Annotated in this window: 19 protein-coding genes; 14 read left to right on the top strand and 5 right to left on the bottom strand. The window is 62.0% G+C overall.

Features of this window, described 5'->3' with window-relative positions; genetic code table 11:
* Positions 1-3: 3 nt before the first annotated feature.
* Positions 4-1,287, bottom strand: coding sequence for an HlyC/CorC family transporter (locus JH15_RS07870; RefSeq protein ID WP_043529210.1), 1,284 nt, complete (start codon positions 1,285-1,287; stop codon positions 4-6).
* Positions 1,288-1,387: 100 nt separating this feature from the next.
* Positions 1,388-2,188: a cytochrome C assembly family protein gene (locus JH15_RS07875; RefSeq protein WP_043530525.1), complete on the bottom strand. Its 801-nt coding sequence runs from the start codon at positions 2,186-2,188 to the stop codon at positions 1,388-1,390.
* 288 nt (positions 2,189-2,476) lie between these two features.
* On the opposite strand from JH15_RS07875, the gene ffh reads away from it, so the two are divergent.
* The 11 genes from ffh (at position 2,477) to JH15_RS07930 (ending at position 13,443) form a co-directional block, all read left to right on the top strand.
* Entirely contained in the window at positions 2,477-3,880 is a 1,404-nt protein-coding gene (ffh, locus tag JH15_RS07880) for a signal recognition particle protein (protein WP_043529212.1), read from the top strand.
* Between the two features lie 241 nt (positions 3,881-4,121).
* Complete coding sequence (rpsP, locus tag JH15_RS07885; RefSeq protein WP_043529213.1) at positions 4,122-4,370, top strand: 30S ribosomal protein S16; 249 nt, start codon at positions 4,122-4,124, stop codon at positions 4,368-4,370.
* A 46-nt stretch (positions 4,371-4,416) separates the two neighbouring features.
* Positions 4,417-4,968 (top strand): ribosome maturation factor RimM, encoded by a 552-nt coding sequence (gene rimM / locus JH15_RS07890; protein ID WP_043529215.1) that lies wholly within the window; start codon positions 4,417-4,419, stop codon positions 4,966-4,968.
* A 67-nt stretch (positions 4,969-5,035) separates the two neighbouring features.
* Complete coding sequence (gene trmD / locus JH15_RS07895; protein ID WP_043529217.1) at positions 5,036-5,821, top strand: tRNA (guanosine(37)-N1)-methyltransferase TrmD; 786 nt, start codon at positions 5,036-5,038, stop codon at positions 5,819-5,821.
* Between the two features lie 110 nt (positions 5,822-5,931).
* Positions 5,932-6,288 carry a 50S ribosomal protein L19 gene (rplS, locus tag JH15_RS07900; RefSeq protein ID WP_043529218.1) on the top strand — a complete coding sequence of 119 codons (357 nt, stop codon included), beginning with the start codon at positions 5,932-5,934 and terminating at the stop codon, positions 6,286-6,288.
* A gap of 96 nt (positions 6,289-6,384) precedes the next feature.
* On the top strand, positions 6,385-7,284 hold the full coding sequence (gene xerD / locus JH15_RS07905) for a site-specific tyrosine recombinase XerD (protein WP_043529219.1): 900 nt from the start codon (positions 6,385-6,387) through the stop codon (positions 7,282-7,284).
* Between the two features lie 3 nt (positions 7,285-7,287).
* On the top strand, positions 7,288-8,037 hold the full coding sequence (locus JH15_RS07910) for a DsbC family protein (protein WP_052383973.1): 750 nt from the start codon (positions 7,288-7,290) through the stop codon (positions 8,035-8,037).
* 88 nt (positions 8,038-8,125) lie between these two features.
* A complete protein-coding gene (locus tag JH15_RS07915) occupies positions 8,126-9,442 on the top strand; it encodes a homoserine dehydrogenase (RefSeq protein WP_043529221.1) in 1,317 nt (438 codons plus the stop codon).
* A gap of 169 nt (positions 9,443-9,611) precedes the next feature.
* The gene (thrC, locus tag JH15_RS07920; protein WP_043529223.1) at positions 9,612-11,000 is read left to right on the top strand and encodes a threonine synthase; all 1,389 of its coding nucleotides are present in this window, start codon (positions 9,612-9,614) and stop codon (positions 10,998-11,000) included.
* Positions 11,001-11,002: 2 nt separating this feature from the next.
* Positions 11,003-12,814, top strand: coding sequence for a single-stranded-DNA-specific exonuclease RecJ (locus JH15_RS07925; protein ID WP_052383974.1), 1,812 nt, complete (start codon positions 11,003-11,005; stop codon positions 12,812-12,814).
* 17 nt (positions 12,815-12,831) lie between these two features.
* A complete protein-coding gene (locus JH15_RS07930; RefSeq protein WP_043529224.1) occupies positions 12,832-13,443 on the top strand; it encodes a YitT family protein in 612 nt (203 codons plus the stop codon).
* 15 nt (positions 13,444-13,458) lie between these two features.
* Here the strand turns inward: JH15_RS07930 and JH15_RS07935 are convergent, their stop codons facing one another.
* From JH15_RS07935 to JH15_RS07945, 3 genes are all read right to left on the bottom strand, one after another.
* Positions 13,459-13,878 (bottom strand): VOC family protein, encoded by a 420-nt coding sequence (locus JH15_RS07935; protein ID WP_043529227.1) that lies wholly within the window; start codon positions 13,876-13,878, stop codon positions 13,459-13,461.
* Positions 13,879-14,016: 138 nt separating this feature from the next.
* Positions 14,017-16,605, bottom strand: a complete 2,589-nt coding sequence (locus JH15_RS07940; protein ID WP_052384080.1) for a heavy metal translocating P-type ATPase — start codon at positions 16,603-16,605, stop codon at positions 14,017-14,019.
* A 281-nt stretch (positions 16,606-16,886) separates the two neighbouring features.
* A complete protein-coding gene (locus JH15_RS07945) occupies positions 16,887-17,327 on the bottom strand; it encodes a MerR family transcriptional regulator (protein ID WP_043529229.1) in 441 nt (146 codons plus the stop codon).
* A 302-nt stretch (positions 17,328-17,629) separates the two neighbouring features.
* Between JH15_RS07945 and JH15_RS07950 the strand changes: the two genes are divergently transcribed.
* The 3 genes from JH15_RS07950 (at position 17,630) to lysS (ending at position 21,845) form a co-directional block, all read left to right on the top strand.
* On the top strand, positions 17,630-18,976 hold the full coding sequence (locus tag JH15_RS07950; protein WP_043529231.1) for an OmpP1/FadL family transporter: 1,347 nt from the start codon (positions 17,630-17,632) through the stop codon (positions 18,974-18,976).
* Between the two features lie 202 nt (positions 18,977-19,178).
* Positions 19,179-20,277, top strand: a protein-coding gene (prfB, locus tag JH15_RS07955) for a peptide chain release factor 2 (RefSeq protein ID WP_156105281.1) whose coding sequence is annotated in 2 segments (ribosomal slippage) — positions 19,179-19,253 and positions 19,255-20,277 — 1,098 coding nt in all. Because the reading frame shifts where the segments join, the coding sequence is not laid out codon by codon here.
* A gap of 53 nt (positions 20,278-20,330) precedes the next feature.
* Positions 20,331-21,845, top strand: coding sequence for a lysine--tRNA ligase (lysS, locus tag JH15_RS07960; protein WP_043529233.1), 1,515 nt, complete (start codon positions 20,331-20,333; stop codon positions 21,843-21,845).
* Positions 21,846-21,864: the final 19 nt, after the last annotated feature.

The raw sequence follows: 21,864 nt of genomic DNA on the forward strand, positions 1-21,864 counted from the left end.
GGATCAGTGTCGGCGGGATCCTCGCCTGACCGGCTGCCAACAGCGAGCCGAGGTGATGAGCTTGTCGCGCACCTGCAGGATTTCCATGCGCACATTACCTATCTGCAGGCAGGCCGGGCCATCGGGAAATGACTCGAGATGCTCGAGGATCAGCCCGTTGAGTGTCTTGGGACCATCCGTTGGCAATTGCCACCCGAGCGACTTGTTGATCTCGCGGATGTTGGCCGTCGCCTCGATCACGTAGCTCTCGTCATCCTGGCGATGAATCTCCTGGTGCATGCCCGCCACGTCGGTGGTGAATTCACCGACGATCTCTTCGAGGATGTCCTCGAGCGTCACCAGCCCCTCCACATCGCCATATTCGTCGACGACGATCCCGATACGACGTTTCTGCTGCTGGAAATTGAGCAACTGGGTGTGCAAGGGCGTCGATTCGGGGATGAAGTAGGGTTCGCGGGCCTCCTGAACGATCGCTGCCTTGGTGACCTCGGGCTTGGACAGAAAGCGTGCCGCATTGCGCAGGTGCAACATGCCGATGATGTTGTTGATATCGCCCTTGTAGACCGGCACCCGTGTGTGCTGGCTGGTACGGATCTGGGTCAGGATGCTCTCGAGGTCATTCTCGAGGTCGATACCCACCACTTCATGGCGCGGCACCATGATGTCGTTCACGGTGACGTTCTCGAGATCGAGAATCGACAACAGCATGGCCTGGTGACGATGCGGGATCAGGGTGCCAGCTTCGTGTACCACGGTGCGCAGCTCGTCGCGGGTCAGGTTGTCACCGTTGCCATCGATGCTCTGGACACCGATCAGCCGCAGCAGCCCGTTCGAGATGGCGTTGACCAGCCACACCAGTGGATAAAGCACTTTAAGCAGCGGTTCGAGTACCAGCGACGCGGGATAGGCGATACGCTCAGGCTTCAGGGCGGCGTAGGTCTTGGGGCTCACCTCGGCAAAGATCAGCAGTACGATGGTGAGAACCAGCGGAGCGACGGCGGGCCCGCTGACCTCGCCGAAGAAGTGAATGGCCAGCACGGTGGCGATAGCTGCCGCCAGGTTGTTGACCAAGTTGTTGCCGATCAGAATCACGCCGATCAATCGATCGGGGCGGGCCAATAGGCGCATGACTCGCTTGGCGGGACGCTCACCGCTATTGGCCCGGTGGCTCAGGCGGTAGCGATTGATCGACATCATGCCGGTCTCGGAGCTGGAGAAGAACGCGGACAGGCAGATCAATAAGAACAGCAGGCCGAACAGCAGTCCCAGCGGGAAGTCGTCGCTCAAGATCGATGGACCCTCAATGACATGTCAGGCTCGTTTGTAGGGATTCCCCTGGTGAGTGTCAAGCGGAGGGGGACGTAGGGCCATGCGGCGATAGTCGTGGTCAACTGCGGTTGAAGACGATCTCCAGCGCGAACTTGCTACCGAAATAGGCCAGCACCAGGACCAGGCAGCCGCCCAGGGTCCAGCGCACGGCGCGCAGGCCGCGCCAGCCCAGCCAGTGATGGCCAGCCAGCAGCGTCGAGAAGATTATCCAGGCAACCAGCGACAGGATGGTCTTATGGGCAAGATGCTGCGCGAATAGGTTATCGAGGAACACGAAGCCACTGACAATCGCGAGGGTCAGGAGCAGCATGCCTGCCCAGATCAGTTCGAACAGCACGCGTTCCATGGTGAATAGCGGGGGGAGCGCCTGTACCACGCCGCGAGTATGGTGATGTCTCAGCGCCTGGTTCTGGATGGCCAGCAGCACGGCCTGTATTGCGGCGATCGCGAATAACGAAAACGCCAAGGCCGAGCTGAGCACATGCAGCGCAATGCCGGGGGAGAGGTTCGCGTCGCGCGCCGGATTGGGCAACCCCGAGGCCAGCAGAAGTGCCACCGCCGCAAGCGGGAAGATGCCCACGGCGACGTTGAGCACAGGCTTGATGGTGCTGACCAGTAGCAGCAACCCTACCATGACCGCACTGGCCAGGACGGCGCTGGCCGAGATGCCGAGCTCGAGTCCGCCGCCTTCCTGCAGGTTGGCGGCGATGGCCAGGGCATGGCAGGCCAGGGCCAGCAGGCCGACGCCGCGTACTAGTAACGGCCGCTGCGGAACGCGACGAAAGAGCACCAGGCCCTGCCAGGAGGCAGCGCCGAGATAAAACACGATTGCCAGTAGGGCGAAGGGAAGCGCCTGCATGTGGTAGCTGTCCAGGCCGCTGGCGAAGAAGCGCGTCAGCCTCTGCGCTTCTCGGGCGGCGCAATGATAATGGGAAACCTGATCAGGCCCCACTATACCGAATCCCCCGGTCGACGCCCAGTCGCGCTATTCGAGGTTGGCACGTAGGCCAACCTGACGGAGTGGCTGACGATGAAGCGGCCATGTCGAGACGCAAGAAGGCTCTCCATGGAGAGTGCTGAAGGGAAAGCGTATAATCCCCCATCAAAGTCAAGGCACCCGCGCCGGATAGGCGCATCGGAGAGGCCCATGTTCGAGAGTTTGACGGAGCGTCTGTCGCGGACGCTCAAGTCCATCAGCGGTCAGGCCAAGCTGACCGATGACAACATCAAGGATACCCTGCGCGAAGTACGCCGGGCATTGCTGGAGGCCGACGTGGCATTGCCCGTGGTCAAGGCCTTCATCGACCGCGTGCGGGAGCGGGCAGTCGGCCAGGAGGTGTCGAAAAGCCTCTCGCCGGGTCAGCAGTTCGTCAAGATCGTCCAGCAGGAACTCGAGGCGATCATGGGCGAGGCCAATGAGGGACTGAACCTCAAGGGCACCCCGTCGGTCGTGCTGATGGCAGGTCTGCAAGGGGCGGGTAAGACGACCTCGGTCGCCAAGCTGGCCCGCTATCTGCGCGAGCGCGAAAAGAAGAAAGTGCTGGTGGTATCCACCGATATCTATCGCCCGGCGGCCATCGATCAGCTCGAGACCCTGGCCAGGGAAGTGGAGGTCGACTTCTTCCCGTCGACCAGCGACCAGAAACCGGTCGACATCGCCCAGGCAGCACTCAAGCACGCCAAAATCCAGTTTCATGACGTGGTGCTGGTAGATACGGCCGGTCGCCTGCATGTCGATACCGACATGATGGACGAGATCCAGGCGCTTCATAAGGTCATTGCGCCGCAAGAGACGCTGTTCGTCGTCGATGCCATGACCGGCCAGGATGCGGCCAATACCGCCAAGGCCTTCCATGAAGCATTGCCGCTCACCGGTGTGATCCTGACCAAGGCCGATGGTGATGCCCGCGGCGGGGCTGCCCTGTCGGTTCGCCATATTACCGGCAAGCCGATCAAGTTCATGGGCGTGGGCGAAAAGGTCGATGCCCTGGAGCCTTTCCATCCCGACCGTGTGGCGTCCCGCATCCTTGGCATGGGCGATGTGCTCTCGTTGATCGAGGAAGCCGAGCGCACCGTCGACAAGGGCAAGGCCGAAAAGCTGGCCAAGAAGGTCAAGAAGGGCGAGGGGTTCGATCTCGAGGACTTCCGTGACCAGCTTCAGCAGCTCAAGAAGATGGGCGGAATGAGCGGATTGATGTCCAAGTTGCCGGGCATGGGCCAGATGGCCGAGATGGCGCAGGGGCCGGGGCCGGAGAAGGAGCTCGGCAAGCTCGAGGCATTGATCAACTCCATGACGCCCAAGGAGCGCCATAAGCCCGAAATCATCAACGGCTCACGTAAGCGTCGCATCGCCGCGGGAGCGGGACTGCAGGTGCCTGACCTGAATCGCCTGCTCAAGCAGCATAAGCAGATGCAGAAGATGATGAAGAAGGCCGGCAAGAAAGGCGGCATGCAAAAAATGATGCGTGGCATGTCCGGAATGATGGGCGGTGGCGGCGGCCCGGGTGGCCCGGGTGGCATGGGCGGCCCCGGAGGCATGCCTTGGCGCTGATCGGCGCGCCACGGAAAAAGGTTTCCAAGCGGCATCGATTTCCGTAGAATGCTGCGTCTTCGTGGCAGGACCGCACGCCGCGCCGTGACATCAGGCTGTCGGACGGCGTCAATGCTTGCCGAAAGGCACGCCGCCGAGGCCACGTTCCTCTCCCGGCTTGGGGGAGGGCGACAAGGAAAGACCCGGCTCGAGGTCGGGGCTATCGATATTTCAGACATTCAACCGAAGGACAGTTAACGCCATGGTTACCATTCGTCTGGCACGTGGTGGCGCCAAGAAGCGTCCCTTCTACCACCTGGCCGTCAGCGACTCTCGCAAATCTCGCGATGGTCGTTTCATCGAGCGTGTGGGCTTCTTCAACCCGGTCGCCCGTGGTCAGGAAGAGCGCCTGCGCGTCGATCTGGATCGCGTCGCTCATTGGCAGAGCCAGGGTGCGCAGGTCTCTGCACGCGTCAGCCAGCTGCTCAAGGAAGCCCGCAAGCAGGCCTGAGCCTGCTGCGGTATTGTAGAACCCCGCCACGATAGGCTGAGATCGCATGGCTGGCGACACGCCGACACAGGGCAATGAGGACGCCGAGTACGTAGTGCTGGGCAAGCTGACCAGCCCTTATGGGGTCAAGGGTTGGCTGCGCATCTATTCGTACACCAGTCCTATGGAAGGCATCCTCGAATATCCCCAGTGGCGAATCCGTCAGGCGGATCAGTTGAGAACGCTGAGGCTTGACCAGGGCCGCCGTCAAGGCAAGGGGTTGGTCGCGAGCCTGGTGGGGGTCGATAGCCGCGAGCAGGCCGAGGCGCTTGCCGGGGCCGAGATTCTGCTCCCCAAGCAGGTGCTGCCGGAGCTGGAGCCAGGCGATTATTACTGGCACCAACTGGAGGGGCTGCGGGTTACCACTCGCGAAGGCGTTCCCCTCGGGCGCGTGAACTATCTGTTCGAGACTGGTGCCAACGACGTGATGGTGGTCAAGGGGGATGACGAGGCTGTGGATACGCGTGAGCGACTGCTGCCTTTCCTCCCCGATCAGGTGATCGTCGATGTCGATCTCGAGCGTGGCGAGATGACGGTGAACTGGGATCCTGAATTCTAGAGCGATCCCAGGCGCGTCGAAACAGGCTCGACCCGAACAGGCTTGAGCCGAACAGGATACTGCTGTCGTGTGGATTGGTGTCGTTTCACTGTTTCCCGAAATGTTCGACGCGATCACCCAGCATGGTGTGACCGGACGTGCAGTACAGCAAGGGCTCCTTGATCTCGAATTCTGGAACCCTCGGGAATATGCCACCGACAGGCATCGTACCGTGGACGATCGGCCCTACGGGGGCGGTCCCGGGATGTTGATGAAGGTTGCCACCCTGCGCGGCGCGATTGCGGATGCCCGCAAGCGTGCCGAGGTGGCAACGGGGCGTCCCGCCAAAGTGATCTATTTGTCGCCACAGGGGCGACCTCTGGATCAGCGGGGCGTGCAGGAGCTGGCGGCTGGCGGGCCCCTCGTGGTGGTCGCCGGTCGCTATGAAGGCATCGATGAGCGTGTCGTGGAGAGCGATGTCGATGAGGAGTGGTCGATCGGCGATTACGTGCTGAGCGGTGGCGAACTGCCGGCGATGGTGCTGATCGATGCGGCCGCTCGGCTGGTGCCGGGTGTGCTCGGGCATCAGGACTCGGCAGTCGAGGACTCCTTCAACGACGGCTTGCTTGACTGCCCCCACTACACGCGGCCCGAAGTGATCGAGGGCAAGGCGGTGCCTGAGGTCCTGTTGAGCGGCAATCATGCGGCGATCAGGCGCTGGCGCCTGAAGCAGTCTCTGGGGCGCACGTGGTTGAAGCGTCCCGACCTGCTGGAAGGCAGGGCCCTGGACCGTGAGCAGCAATCGCTGCTGGACGAGTTCATCGCAGAATACGCCACACAGGCGGAGGTGCAGGACAGCAAAACCTCGGATTGAGGGTCCTGCGTCACACACGAGTCGACTCCCGCGCCATCCCATCAGGGCCGCGTCGGGATCACAGCCAGCGGCCACGGTCGTTGGATGGGCAAAACATTGAGGAGCTAGCAATGAGTAGCAAGAGCAAAGTGATCCAGGCGATCGAAGCCGAGCAGATGGCCAAGGAAATCCCGGGCTTCGCCCCCGGTGACACCATCGTGGTACAGGTCAAGGTTCGTGAAGGCAACCGTGAGCGTCTCCAGGCCTTCGAAGGTGTGGTGATCGGCAAGCGCAACCGCGGCCTGAACTCCGCCTTCACCGTGCGCAAGGTTTCCCATGGTGTGGGCGTCGAGCGTACCTTCCAGACATACAGCCCGCTGGTCGACTCCATCGAGGTCAAGCGTCGCGGCGACGTGCGTCAGGCCAAGCTGTACTACCTGCGCGAGCGCAGCGGCAAGTCTGCTCGTATCAAGGAAAAGCTGGCCTAAGCAGGCCGCTGTGGTGCGGGGCGTTGTTCCTCGCTCCCGAGACCCCGTCACCGCTTGCGCGGGGCGGGGTCTCGTTGCTTTAGGGCGCGAATCCCAATGACACTCATTGATTCTCAACCGCTGATCGATGCCTTCCTCGATGCCTTGTGGTTGGAGCAGGGCGCCAGCGAAAATACGCTGGCCGCGTATCGCCGCGATCTCCTGGCCTGGCAGGATCGCCTCGCTGCCCAGGACGAGGGCTTGCTGACACCAGGGCTGGATGCACTGCCCGACTGGCTGGATCAGCGCCGCGCGGCGGGCTATCAACTGCGCTCAAATGCAAGACTGCTATCGAGCCTGAGGCGGTTCTATCGTTGGGCATTGGTCGAGGGCAAGCTCCAGCATGATCCGCTGGCTGAGGTACGGCTGCCTCGGGTGCAGCCTCGCCTTCCGGATACGCTCGATGAGGATGAGGTCCTTCGGCTGCTGGAAGCGCCCGACGTAGCGACCCCGCTGGGGCTGCGCGATCGCGCCATGCTCGAGGTGTTATACGCCAGCGGGCTACGCGTTTCGGAACTGGTCGGGCTCACGCTGGCATCGATCAACCTGCGCCAGGGTGTGGTGCGGGTGATCGGCAAGGGCGACAAGGAGCGGCTGGTGCCGATAGGCGAGGAAGCGATAACCTGGCTGGAACGCTACCTGCGAAGCGGACGCGCGGCACTGATGCAGGACGTGACGCGGGCGCCAGTATTTCCGGGGCGCGGTGATGGGTTCATGACTCGTCAGACCTTCTGGCACCGAGTCAAGGCGCATGCCTTGACGGCCGGTATCGACAAGCCATTATCGCCGCATACCCTGCGCCATGCCTTTGCCACGCATTTATTGAATCATGGCGCCAACTTGCGTGTCGTACAGCTACTGCTGGGGCATAGCGACCTATCGACCACGCAGATTTATACGCATGTCGCCCAGGCACGCCTGGAGGCATTGCATGCTGCCCATCATCCTCGAGGTTGATCTATGAAGTGTGTATTGAAGCCGGCCCTGATGGCCATGACGACGACACTGCTCGCCGCTGTGGCGTGTTTAACGCCGGTATGGGCCGATACGCCCGAGGCACTGACAGAGCGGCTCTCCGTCAACGGTAAGCCGATGCCCGTTTCTGAGGTGCGAGAGACGCCCCTCGAGGGCTTCTACGAAGTGCGTCTGGAAAATGGCGAGACCTTTTATAGTGACGCCGAAGGCACGCATTTTCTGGTAGGCGATCTGTACCGCAACGGTGACGATGGGCTGGTCAACTTGACCGAGCAGCGCCGCGACGCCGAGCGGGATGAGCGCCTGGATGCCATTCCCGAGAGTGAGCGGGTCGTGTTTCGTGGCACAGGGGAGACCCGCGCCGTGGTCCGCGTATTTACCGATACCACCTGCCCCTATTGCCAGCGGCTGCATGAGGAGGTACCCAAGCTCAACGAGATGGGCGTCGAAGTGCATTACCTGGCCTTCCCGCGGGCAGGTGTCGACTCCGAAGGGGGGCGTACGTTACGTCAGATCTGGTGTGCGGAGAACCCCGCCGAGGCCATGAATGCCGCCAAGCGCGAGGAAACGATTTCGGGTACCGCAGATTGCGACAATCCGGTCGAGGCGCAGTATCATCTCGGCATGGAGCTTGGCGTTCAGGGCACCCCGGCCATTATCATGCCCGATGGCCGAATGGTGCCGGGCTATGTGCCCGCTGAACGCCTGGTCGAGATGCTCGGCCTGAACGATTGAACGCTGGCACGACAGAAGTCGCCAGGGAGTGGCCGCGATCGCCACATGCCTGAGTCGACCACACGACACGAGCAAGGGGATTACGACGTTGAAACCGGTGAGAGTAGGAATCTGTGGGCTGGGTACCGTGGGCAGCGGCACCTTCAATGTTCTCACGCGCAATGCCGATGAGATTGCGCGACGCGCGGGTCGGCCGATCGTCATCGAGCAGATCGCGATGCGCCGTGACAACGAGGATTGCGATACCACCGGCGTCAAATGCACCTACGATATCTTCGAGGTTGCCAAGAATCCCGATGTAGATGTGTTGGTTGAGTTGATCGGCGGGTATGACGTGGCCCGTGAGCTGGTTCTCATGGCCATCGATCACGGCAAGCATGTGGTGACGGCCAACAAGGCCTTGATCGCGGTACATGGCAACGAGATTTTCCAGGCGGCCCACGAGAAGGGCGTCATTGTCGCCTTCGAGGCCGCCGTGGCGGGCGGCATCCCGGTCATCAAGTCGCTGCGCGAAGGGCTGGGAGCCAATCGTATCGAGTGGCTGGCCGGTATCATCAACGGGACCGGCAACTACATTCTTACGCACATGCGTGACGAGGGAAGGGCATTCGAGGACGTCCTCGCCGAAGCGCAGGCGCTGGGCTATGCCGAATCGGACCCGACCTTCGACGTGGAAGGTATCGATGCCGCCCACAAGCTGACCATTCTGGCCTCCATTGCCTATGGCGTGCCGTTGCAGTTCGAGAAGGCCTACACCGAAGGTATTTCGCGGATTACCTCCGAGGATGTCGAGCAGGCCGATAACCTGGGTTACATCATCAAGCACCTGGGCATCTCCAAGCGTACCGATGCCGGGTACGAGCTGCGCGTGCACCCCACGCTGATCCCCAAGGAACGCCTGCTGGCCAACGTTCATGGTGTAAAGAATGCGATTGCCGTGATGGGTGATGCCGTCGGCCCGACGCTCTACTACGGCGCGGGTGCCGGCTCCGAGCCCACCGCCTCCGCAGTGGTCGCCGATTTGCTCGACGTGGCTCGCGACATCACCACCGATCACCACTATCGCGTACCCTACCTGGCCTTCAGCGGCATTCACGATGGCGATGGCAGCCTGCCGATCCTACCCATGGAGGATATCGTCACCGCCTACTACCTGCGCTTGCTGGCTGTGGATCGCCCGGGGGTACTGGCGCGCGTGGCGACCATCCTCTCCGAGCAGGGGATCTCGATCGAGGCGATCATCCAGAAGGAAGCCACCGAAGGCGAGCTGGTACCGATCATCCTGCTCACCCATCGCACCCGCGAAAAGAATATGAATGAGGTCATTCGCCAGCTCGAATCGCTGTCCGACATCGCCGGACCGGTGACGCGGATTCGGGTCGAGTCTCTCGATGAAGGTGAATGACCACTGACAGGTGCGTGCTGAAAGGTTTCAGGTCCAGACATAAGCGAAGCGTCTTTTTCAGGGATGAAAAAGCCGAGCGCCCAGGGATGGGTTCATAGCGTCTTCGCAACGTCTGGACCTGAATGACGGTGGCCCGGGATGTCTTTGAGCTGGATGACAGGAATATCAAATGCGCTATATCAGTACCCGTGGGCAGGCGCCCGCACTGAGTTTCGAAGAAGTCGTGCTGACCGGTATGGCCAGCGACGGCGGCCTCTACGTGCCGGAGACGATTCCACAACTTTCGCGTGACGATCTCGAGGCCATGGCGGGCCTGTCCTATGCCGAAATCGCGTTTCGCGTGATGAAGCCCTTCGTCGCCGGCGAGATCGACGACGAGACCTTCCGGGGCCTGGTGCGCGATGCCTACGCCACCTTCAGTCACGATGCCGTGGTGCCGCTCAACCAGCTCGACGCCAACCATTTCCTGCTCGAGTTGTTCCATGGCCCGACGCTGGCGTTCAAGGACGTCGCTCTGCAACTGCTCGGCCGTATCCTCGATCATTTCCTGGCCAAGCGCGGTGAGCGTGCCGTGATCATGGGCGCCACGTCGGGTGACACCGGGTCGGCGGCGATCGAGGGCTGCCGCCATTGCGACAATCTCGACATCTTCATCCTGCACCCGCACAACCGCGTGTCCGAGGTGCAGCGGCGCCAGATGACCACGGTACTGGCCAATAACGTCTTCAACATCGCCATCGAAGGCAACTTCGACGATGCCCAGGCAATGGTCAAGGCGAGCTTTGCCGACCAGGCTTTCCTCAACGGTACGCGCCTGGTGGCCGTAAACTCGATCAACTGGGCGCGTATCATGGCTCAGGTCGTCTACTACGTGGCCTCCGCCGTGGCACTCGGGGCGCCAAGCCGCGAGGTGAGCTTCTGCGTCCCTTCGGCCAACTTCGGTAACGTTTTTGCCGGCTACGTGGCGTATCGCATGGGGCTGCCGGTAAAGCAGTTCATCATTGCCACCAACGCCAACGACATTCTGCATCGTACCCTGGCCGACAACGACTTCTCCAAGCAGGAACTGCTTGCGACGCTCGCGCCCTCCATGGACATCGTGGTGTCGTCGAACTTCGAGCGGCTGCTGTTCGAAGCCTATGAGCGTGACGGCGACGCCGTGCGCGACCTGCTCGAGCGTTTCCAGCACGAGCCCACGGCGCTGGCCGAGGCTCCGCTGTCGCGCCTGAGAGAGAAATTCTCGAGCCACAGCGTCGACGACGATACGATCCTCGAAGTGATACGCGAAGCGCACCATCGCACCAAGGAGCTGCTCGATCCGCATACCGCGACCGGCTATCGCGCGGCCGAGCAGGCGCGTGCCGATACCGCGACCCCGATGATCACCCTGGCCACTGCCCATCCGGCCAAGTTCGCCGAGGCGGTCGTCAAGGCGGGCTTCTCCGGGGTACCGCTGCCGGCGCATATGGACGACTTGCTCGAGCGCGAGGAGCGTTATGAGGTGCTACCGGCCGAACTGACCGAGGTCCAGCGATTCGTGGCGGAGCATCGCCGCTAACCATGGCTGTACTTGAAATGACCGCACCGAACTCGGCTGCCGAGCGTCTGCGCCCGCGTATCCTGCCGCGCCCTCGTGACGAAGCGCTATTCGCCCGTGCGCGAGCCGAGGGGCTGACCGAGCTCCAGGCGCGGATCCTGGCCGGACGTCTGGCCGGATACGAGGGTGAGCTTGCGCCGCTGGTTTCACCCAGCCTGGGCTGTCTCGAACATCCCGAGCGGCTTGCCGATGCCCGGCGCGGGGCCGAGCGCATCGCCCAGGCGGTGGCAGAAGGTGAGCATATCGGCATTCTCACCGACTACGATGTCGACGGTATCACCTCGCACGTGGTGATCCTGCGCACCTTGAGCGAGCTATTCGGCGTGCCCGGTCATAAGCTGCACAGCTTGATCGGCCATCGCATCAACGATGGCTATGGCATCAGCCTGCCGTTGGTGGAACGGGCGCTCAAGCTCTCGCCGCGCCCCAGTCTGGTCATCACCGCGGACTGCGGTTCCTCCGATGAACCGCGTATCGCCCGGCTCAAGGCGGCGGGAATCGACGTGGTGGTCACCGATCATCACGCGTTGCCGCTCGAGGGGCCGCCGGCATCGGCTTACGCCTGCATCAATCCCACACGAGACGACTGTTCTTATCCCGATCGCACCATCGCCGGCTGCATGGTGGCCTGGCTGATGATGTCGCTGGCCCGTAGCGTACTGATTGAATGGGGCGCGATTCCCGCGGCCACGCCCAAACTGTCAGCGTGGCTTTCCTACGTGGCGTTGGGCACCGTGGCCGATTGCGTCTCCCTGGGCGGCAGTGCGGCCAATCGCGCCGTGGTGACCCACGGTCTCAAGCTGATCAATCGCATGGATGCCGCCTGCTGGCGAGCCATGGCGGAGCGTCTGGGTGCGGATAGCGTGCCGTTCGATGCCGAGACCCTGGCATTCCAGATGGGCCCTCGTATCAATGCGCGGTCGCGCCTCGATGACCCTTATGCAGCGCTGCATTACATGCTTGCCGCCGACGATGGCATGGCCCGGCAACATCTCGATGTGCTCGATCAAGATAACCAGTCGCGCAAGGCCATCGAGGCCGACATGACCGAAGAGGCACGCCGCCTGGCCATGCCGCAGCTGGACAAGGGGGTGCCGGCCCTGGTGGTGTTCCTCGAGGATGGGCATGCCGGTGTGCAGGGCATCGTGGCGTCGCGCCTGGTCCAGGCCTTTGGCCGCCCGACGCTGGTGCTCACCCGGGCCGCGGCGCCCGGCATGTTGACCGGGTCGGGGCGCTCCATCGAAGGGCTGCACTTACGCGAGGCACTGCAACGTGCCCATGATCTTGCACCCGAGGCGCTGCCGCGGTTCGGTGGCCACCGCGGGGCGGCGGGCATCGGCCTGCCCGAAACTCAGCTCGACACCTTTCTTGCAGCGTTCCAGCAGGCCGTGGGCGAGCAGCTGGGTACCCGCGAGCTGTTCCCCTGCGTCTTTACCGATGGTGCGCTCGAGACGCAACAGTTGGCCCTCGCCACCCTGGATGAACTGGAGCGTCTGGCTCCTTACGGTCGTGAATTCGATGCACCGCTCTTCGAGGGCACGTTCCTGGTCGAGCAGCTGCGGGCCGTCGGTGCCGACGGTAACCACCTGATGCTGGGGCTCTCGCAAGGCGGTGTCAGCGTCAGGGCGATCTGGTTTCGTGCCTTGAGCCCTGGCGAGGTGCCGGGTTTTGGGCTGGGTGCGAAGCTTCACTGCGCCTTCAAGCTATCGCGCAATCGCTGGAAGGGGCGCGAGTCGCTGCAGCTCATGATCGAGCATGCCGAGGCGCTTACCTAGCTACTATCAGGACACGTATGTACGAACCCCAGGGCGATCCCCATCGATTGCATGAAGACCTGCTAGCCATCCTGCTCGGCACACTTTTCGTGTCGCTGGGGGTGAGCTTTTACACTCAGGCCACACTGCTGACCGGCAGTACCGCAGGGGTAGCCCTGTTGCTGCAGTATGCGACGGGCTGGCGTTTCGGCATCTGGTTCTTTCTGATCAACCTGCCGTTTTATTACCTGGCGATACGCCGTATGGGATGGCCGTTTACGTTGCGTACCTTTCTCGCCATCGGCCTGGTATCGCTGTTTTCCGAACTCACCGGCCGTTGGATCCACATCGACTATCTAGCGCCTTTCTACGCCGCCTTGATGGGAGGAAGCCTGGTCGGCATCGGCATGCTGGTACTGTTCCGCCATCGCACCAGCCTGGGAGGGATCAATATTCTGGTGCTTTTCCTGCAGGAGCGTTACGGCTGGCGAGCCGGCTATGTGCAACTGGGAATCGATGGCCTGATCCTGCTGACCGCATTGGCAATGCTGCCTCTGGATCGCGTGGCGCTGTCGGTACTGGGCGCTCTGGCACTGAACATGATCATCGCCATGAACCACAAGCCCGGACGCTACATTGGGGTCAGCTGATCCAGCCTGGAAGGCCTAGTAGTTAGGCCATACGCCCGGCGTCGCCAGTTCGAGCAAATGGCCATCCGGGTCCCGGAAATAGAGGCTTTCACCCCCTTTCGGCCAATGCGTACGACCTTCGATGGCAATACCATGGTCGTCGAGCTGTGATTCCCACGCTGCCAGTTCCCGGATGGCGATGGCAAAGGCCATGTGCACCCGCCCTTGGCCGTCATGCGGCGGGATGGTGCCCATGCCCTTGGGAAGATGCACCGTTTCAAGGGTCTCGCCACGCAGGAACAGCAGCAGTACCGAGCCGGCGCCCACATCGTAGGCTGTGAAGCGATGATCGGCAGTAAAGGCCGTCAAGCCCATCACGCCCTCGAAGAAGACTCGCGCCCGGTCCATGTCCTCGACGTAAAGCGCGGTTTCCAGCACGCCGTTGAGCTTGGGCATTGTACTTGCTCCTGTCGGGGTGTCCTTCAAGCCTAGCAGGTGGTTATCCATCTCAGTCTCGCCTCCAGCGGGGCGCACCCCAGAACCACCACACGATAGCCGCGATCAGGCCGAGGCCGGCCACATTGACGATCCAGGTCATGATGATGCCTCCTTATGAGTGACGTGTGCCGCCGAGCCATTCGGGCTTGGTGAGGCTTGCCCGCTTGCCGAGGTTTTCATCAAGCGCAGGCGATTGGCGTTGCTGACCACGGTGACCGACGAGGCGGCCATGGCGGCGCCGGCGATCATCGGAGACAGCAGCGTACCGGTAAAGGGGTACAACACCCCTGCAGCGATCGGAATACACAGGGCGTTATAGCCGAAGGCGCCCCACAGGTTCTGCTTGATGTTGCGCAGGGTAGCGCGGCTGATCTCGATGGCATCGGCGATGCCATGCAACGATCCGCGCATCAGCGTGATGCCGGCACTTTCGATGGCCACATCGGTCCCTTGGCCAATCGCGAAGCCAACATTGGCGCGGGCCAGGGCGGGAGCATCGTTGATGCCGTCACCCACCATGCCGACCACTTCACCCGCTTGCTGCAACCGCTCGATCTCGGCGTGCTTGTCCTCGGGGAGAAGCCCCGCCCGGAAGTCGTCGATACCCACCTCGGCGGCGATCGCGGCGGCGGTATGAACGTTGTCGCCAGTGAGCATGATGACCTTGAGCCCATCCGCCTGCAGCCGCTTCACGGCGGCTACGCTATCGCTACGAAGGGGATCGCTGATACCGAATACGGCGGCGAGCCGGTCGCCCACGCCCAGGTAGACCACGGTGCGCGCCCGGTTTTCCAGTCGCTCGGCGAGCTCACGACCGGGCGCCAGGTCGATGCCTGCCTCTTCCATCATGCGGGCATTGCCCAGGCGCAGGACTTGGCCCTGGGCGTCGCGGGCCAGTACGCCGCGCCCGGTCATGCTTTCGAAATCGTATACCTCGGTCGCGTGACCGCCGGCGGCGTCGGCATGATTTAGCAGGGCGGTCGCCAGCGGATGTTCCGAGCCTCGCTCCAGCCCCGCAACCAGCCCCAATACATGGACTTCATTGGCCTCGAACAGCTCGACCTCCGTCACTCGCGGCTTGCCTTCGGTTAGGGTGCCGGTCTTGTCCACGACCAGCGTGGTCAAGCGGCTGGCTGTCTGCAGCGCTTCCCCATTGCGAACCAGTACGCCGTGCTCGGCCGCCTTTCCGACCCCGATCATGGTCGAGATCGGTGTGGCCAGCCCCAGCGCACAGGGGCAGGCGATGATCAGTACGGTCGTCGCCGTGACCAGCATATGAACGATGCGCGGCTCGGCGCCGAAATTGAACCAGACCAGCGCCGTGAGCACGGCGATGATCATTACGCTGGGCACGAAGATACTCGAGACCTTGTCGGCCAGTTCGCCGATGGGTGGGCGAGAATCCTGGGCACGCGCCACCTGTTCGGTGATCTGCCCCAGGCGTGTGTCGGCCCCGACCCGCGTTGCCCGGTAGACCAGCCCACCCTTGCCGTTGACGGTGCCGGCATTCACTTCATCGCCGCTGTGCTTGGCCACGGGCAGCGGTTCGCCGGTCAGCATCGACTCGTCGATATGACTCGTCCCCTCGATGACGTCGCCGTCTACCGGCAGCCGCTCGCCGGGACGCACCCGGATGCGGTCGCCACGGCGCACCTGGTCGAGAGCGACCTCGAATTCGCCTTCGTCACGGATCACCCGGGCCGTCCGACTCTGCAGATCGAGCAGGCGCTTGAGTGCGGCACTGGTGCGTCCCCGTGCCTTGAGTTCCAGCGCCTGGCCAAGCAGGATCAGGCCGACGATCATGGTCGAGGCTTCGAAATAGATGCCTCGCGCTGCCTCGGGCAGCGAGGGGGCGAACAGCACGACGATCATGGAGTAGAGCCAGGCGGTGCCGGTGCCCATGGCCACGAGTGTGTCCATGTTGGCCTGATGATGTCGAAAGAGTTTCCAGGCATTGACGAAGAAATGCCGCCCGGGGCCTGCCAGCACCCCCAGGGTCAGCAGCCCGATCACTGCCCAATAGAGGCGCCCGCTCCCCATCGGGTGGGGATGAAAGAAAAACATGCTGGCCATCAGCGGTACGGCGAGGGCCAAGGAGATCACACTGCCACGCAGGCGTTGACGATAGGACTCGGCCTCGCGCCGGGTCCGGGCCTCTTCCGCCTGGCGTAGATCGACGATCGGTTCGGCGCCGTAGCCGACACCTTCCACTGCCGCGATCAGATCCGCCTGCTTGGCGTCGCCGTGCACCTGGGCGGTCTGCGTGCCGAAGTTGACGCTGGCGTGGGTGACGCCGGGTACGTGGTTCAACGCATCCTGCACGGTACGCACGCAACTGGCGCAGGTCATGCCAGTGATCGCCAGGCGTTGGTCGGCACCGCTCTCGGTCGCCGGCTTGGCGGGCTCGGCTTCCTCTGTTGCAGCGTTTTCGGGCGAAGCGTCGCTGTCGGTTGGCGTAGCAGCCAGCGCCGCCGATGGCTCGGCTGACTCGGTCCCCGTTTTCTCAGCGAAAGCGTCGTCACTTGGCGGGTAGCCTGCGTCGCGTAGCACTGCATCCAGCGAATCACTGTCTAGCGTAGTAACCACGGTCAGGCGTTTCTCGGCCGGCTCTCCAAGGACCTCTGCCTCGGGGTCCTGGGCCAGAATGGCCTTGCGCATGGTGTTCACGCAGCCTTGGCAATTCATGCCGGGCACCTGGCGCTCAATAGGGTGGCGCGTCTGTGGGGCATCGTCGGGCTGCGAGGCATCTTGTGCATCATCGGAACGTTGCGGTGGATAGCCGGCCTCGTGCAGAAGGCGGTCGACCTCCTCCGGGGCGAGTACCGTGGTGACATCGAGACGCTTCTCGTCGGGAACGCCGATTACCTCGGCGTCGGGGTCGCGCGCCTCAATGGCACGGCGCATCTTGCTCACACAGCCTTGGCAACTCATGCCAGGGACGTGGCGCTGAACGAGGGTGGCAGAAGTCATGAGCGCTCCTGAGCGGCGCAACACGCCGAGGTGTCCTGTGGGAAGCTTTCGATCAGGCGGCAGATGCTATGGCCGTTGGGTGTGCCATCCGGCATGTCGGCCCAGCTCTCCAGTGCCTGCTCCATACGGGCCGCCAAGGCTTCGAGTTCGCAGATACGCTCACGTACCTGAGGTAGGCGCTGTGCCAACAAGTCACGCACCAGAGGGCAAGGGGAGTCGCCCTGATCGGCATGCTGCAGAATGTCGGCGATCTCACGCAGACTGAACCCCAATGTGCGGGCACGTTGAATGAATCGCAGCCGTCCGAGATCGGCCGTGTCATAGAGCTGATAGCCGTTATCCGGATCGCGGCGCGGCGACAGCAGGCCTTCGCGGGTGTAATGGCGCACTGTCTCGCCCGTGACACCGGCGGCCTTGGCTAATTGATTGACTTTCATGATGGGCACCTCGGCGAATCTAGCCAGTGGGCTCGAATGACCTCAGTGTAAAACCTAGGTGTTACCCAAGGGTCAAGGGAGGGCACGTCACGATGCCCTGATCTGGGCGCGATTCGCTAAACCGCTGAAAGTTCAATGGATGCGGTAGATGCCATACCAAAGTATTAGCGGTTTATGGATTAAAACGAACGTTTGGCCTTGATCCACGCTTCGCTTTAGGTCAAAAAGGGAGGGCACACCCTTGCCCGGACGGGCAAGACCGTAACCACTTCCAGCCCTGCCTGGAAAAGGACGTTCACGCCATGTACAAGAACAAGCTTTCCTGGGCGGTCGCGATTGCCGCAGCCACCCTCGCCAGCCAGGCCAGCGCCGGCGGCTATCAAGTCAACGAACAGAGCGTCAGCGGCCAGGGCTATGGCCACGCCGGGCGCAGCTCCAATGTCAATGACGCCACCATCGTCTTCGGCAACCCCGCGGGGATGTCCTTCCTCGATCGTGCCCAGGTAACGGTGGGGGGTACGTATCTTAATGTCAGTACAGATATTGACGATGCCAGTGCAACTCGCAATGGCGCCCCCCTAGAGGGTACGTCAGAAGGTGACATTGTTCCGGGTACGCTCATTCCTTTCGCTTTCTATGCTCAGCCGGTCAATGACAAGTTGGCCTTTGGCTTTGGCGTCTATGCGCCGTTCGGCTCCAACACCGATTACGAAAATGGCTTTATTGGCCGTAATTTGGGCAATTATACCGAATTGAAGGTGATGAGTGCTCAGCCGACGGTGTCCTATCGCTTCAATGAGCAGTGGTCGGTGGGTGCAGGTATTACTTATAACCGTGTGGAAGGAGAGCTTCATCGACAGGTTCCCACACCTACATTCGGCATCATAGGCGTTGGTCCAGGTGGTAGCCCAATCATTGGGCCCAATGGAACCCAAGAGCTTGATGCGCGTGTCGAAGGTGACGACGATAATTGGGGATATAACGTCGGCGTGATATACCAACCTGTGCCGGAAACCACCCTTGGCCTGACCTATCGCTCAAAGGTCAGCTATACCTTGGAGGGTGATTATCATGCGCGTGATGCTAATGGTGATATTTACATCAACCCGCTCACTGGAGAGTCGCAGGAAAGTGATGCTCAGCTTGATCTGACCACACCAGAGACCATCAATTTCTCCGTTACTCAGCAGATGAGTGATAGTTTGAAGTTGATGTTTGGCGCTTCTTGGACTCGCTGGAGCCGCTTCGATCAGATCCGTGTAACTGATCCGAGAGATACTGGTGGTGAGCCGATTACCTATGAACAACAGGCATACTCGAATGCCTGGGCTTTTGCCGCTGGCGGCGAATACCAACTCAATCCGCAGTGGGTCTTGCGCGCTGGCGTGACCATTGATAATACGCCTACTAGTGACGAGTTCCGTAGTGCTCGCATACCCTCCGATGATCGGCGCATCTTCTCCCTTGGCGCTGGCTGGACACCGGTTGATAATCTGACAGTGGACCTTGCCTACTCTTATTTGACGGAGCGTAGCACACAGGTGGATCAGGAACGGCAGGATGCGAGTGGCTTTATCACTTCAACCTATACAGCCGATTATAAAAATGAAGCCCACGGCTTCGGCGCGCAGTTGACCTACCGCTTCTAACGCCATCCGGCAATCGGTATTCGCGGTACCTGTACAGGACCCGGCTTCGGCCGGGTCCTTTCGTTTCATCGTTGCCGTATCGTTCGCGGCGAGGGTGGATGGCCGCTGTGGGGGGATTTCGCTACAATGATGGCCTTTGCCCGGCCGCACGGTGCGTTTGCCGTGGCGGCCGTTTCATCCGCAGCATTCAGGCAGACCATCCATGCAAGAGATCAACCCGATCAACAACCTCATCAAGGACCTGTCCCAGCGGACAGACGTCCTGAGGGGGTATCTTTGACTATGCCGAAAAGAAGGATCGGCTAGAGGAAGTCACCCGCGAGCTGGAGAACCCGGCGATCTGGAACGACCCCGATTACGCTCAGAAGCTGGGCAAGGAGCGGGCCTCGCTCGAAGCCGTGGTCGCGACGATCGATGAGCTCGACCAAGGGTTGGGCGATAGCCGTGACCTGCTGGAGCTGGCGGTGATGGAAGAGGACGAAGATACCGTCGCCGAGGTTCAGCGCGAGCTGGCGGGGCTTGAGCAGAGCCTCGAAAAGCTCGAATTCCGCCGCATGTTTGCCGGCGAGATGGACGAGAACAACGCCTATCTCGACATCCAGGCCGGTTCGGGCGGCACCGAAGCCCAGGACTGGGCCAACATACTGTTGCGCATGTACCTGCGCTGGGCCGAGCACCACGGCTTCAAGGCCGAAATCGTCGAGGTCTCCGCCGGCGAGGTAGCCGGTATCAAGTCGGCGACCATCCACGTCCAGGGTGACTACGCCTTTGGCTGGTTGCGTACCGAGACCGGCGTGCATCGCCTGGTACGCAAGAGCCCGTTCGATTCCGGCGGTCGTCGCCACACCTCGTTTGCCTCGGTCTTCCTGTCGCCGGAAGTCGATGACAACTTCGAGGTCGAGATCAACCCGGCCGACCTGCGCACCGACACCTATCGCTCGAGCGGGGCGGGCGGCCAGCACGTCAACACCACCGATTCGGCCGTGCGGATCACCCACGAGCCGACCGGTATCGTCGTCGCCTGCCAGAGCCAGCGCAGCCAGCATGCCAACCGCGACTTCGCCATGAAGCAGTTGAAGGCGAGGCTCTGGGAGCATGAGATGCAAAAGCGCAACGCAGCCAAGCAGGAGGCCGAGGATTCCAAGGCCGACATTGGCTGGGGTAGCCAAATTCGCTCCTACGTGCTCGATGACCAGCGCATCAAGGACCTTCGGACCGGCGTGCAGACCAGCAACTGCGAGAAGGTTCTCGATGGCGACCTGGATCAGTTTATCGAGGCCAGCCTCAAGCAAGGGCTTTGATCCGGCGCTACCCGCTGCAAGTTACGACGACCCATCATTTCATAGGCAGAGCAATGGCGAACCAGGATTCTACCCAGCACGACGAAAACCACCTGATCGCGGAGCGACGCGGCAAGCTGGCGGCACGTCGTGAGCGAGCCGCCGAAGCCGGCGACAGCGCCTTTCCCAACGATTTTCGTCGTGACGCCCTGGCCGTCGAGCTGATCGATGCCCTGGGCGACAAGGACAAGGCGGAGCTCGAAACGCTCGACCACCAGGCGGCCGTCGCGGGGCGCATCATGCGCAAGCGGGGTCCGTTCATCGTCATCCAGGACGTGTCCGGACAGATCCAGCTCTACGTCGACAAGAAAGGCCTGCCCGAGCTCGTGCTCGAGGACATCAAGGATTGGGACATCGGCGACATCGTTGCGGCACGCGGTCCGGTGCACAAGTCCGGCAAGGGCGATCTCTACGTGATGATGACCGAGTCCAAGCTGCTGACCAAGAGCCTGCGCCCGCTGCCCGACAAGTTCCATGGCTTGACCGATCTCGAGGCGCGCTATCGCCAGCGCTACGTCGACCTGATCATGAATCCTGAATCGCGCCGTGTGTTCGAGGTGCGTGCCGGCGTGATCGGCGCGATACGGCGCTTTTTCGAGGCCCGCGGTTTCATGGAAGTCGAAACGCCTATGCTGCAGCAGATTCCCGGCGGCGCCGCGGCCAGGCCGTTCATCACGCATCATAATGCGCTGGATCTCGACATGTACCTGCGCATCGCCCCCGAGCTCTATCTCAAGCGTCTGGTCGTGGGCGGCTTCGAGCGGGTGTTCGAGATCAACCGCAACTTCCGCAACGAGGGGCTGTCGACGCGTCACAATCCCGAATTCACCATGCTCGAATTCTACTGGGCCTATGCCGATTATCAGGATCTGCTCGACCTGACCGAGACGATGATTCGTAGCGTGGCGCAGGAGGTACTGGGCACCAGCGTCTTGAATTACCAGGGCACTGAATATGACCTGGGCCAGGCGTTCACCCGTCTGACATTGCGCCAGGCGATTCTTGAGCATGGCGAAGGGATCAACGAAGGCGATATCGATACCCTGGAAGGCGCGCAGACAACCTGCAAGCGCCTGGGAATCGCCGTCAAAGAGAGCTGGGGCCTCGGCAAGCTGCAGACCGAGATCTTCGAGGCGGTCGCCGAGCACCGCCTCGACCAGCCGACCTTCATCACCGAGTATCCCGCCGAAGTCAGCCCGCTGGCGCGTCGCAACGACGAGAACCCCTTCGTCACTGACCGCTTCGAGTTCTTTGTCGGGGGTCGCGAGATCGCCAATGGCTTCTCGGAGCTCAACGATGCCGAGGATCAGGCCGAGCGTTTCCGCGCCCAGGTCGCCGAGAAGGACGCCGGTGATCTCGAGGCGATGTACTACGATGCCGACTACGTGCGTGCCCTGGAGTACGGCTTGCCCCCCACGGCGGGCGAAGGCATCGGTATCGACCGTCTGGTGATGCTGTTTACCGATAGCCCATCGATCCGCGATGTCCTGTTGTTCCCCGCGATGCGGCCCGTGACGGAGTCGCCCTGAGGGCGATTCCTTCGGGAAG

This window comes from Litchfieldella xinjiangensis (assembly GCF_000759345.1).
In the GTDB taxonomy this organism is placed as follows: domain Bacteria; phylum Pseudomonadota; class Gammaproteobacteria; order Pseudomonadales; family Halomonadaceae; genus Litchfieldella_A; species Litchfieldella_A xinjiangensis.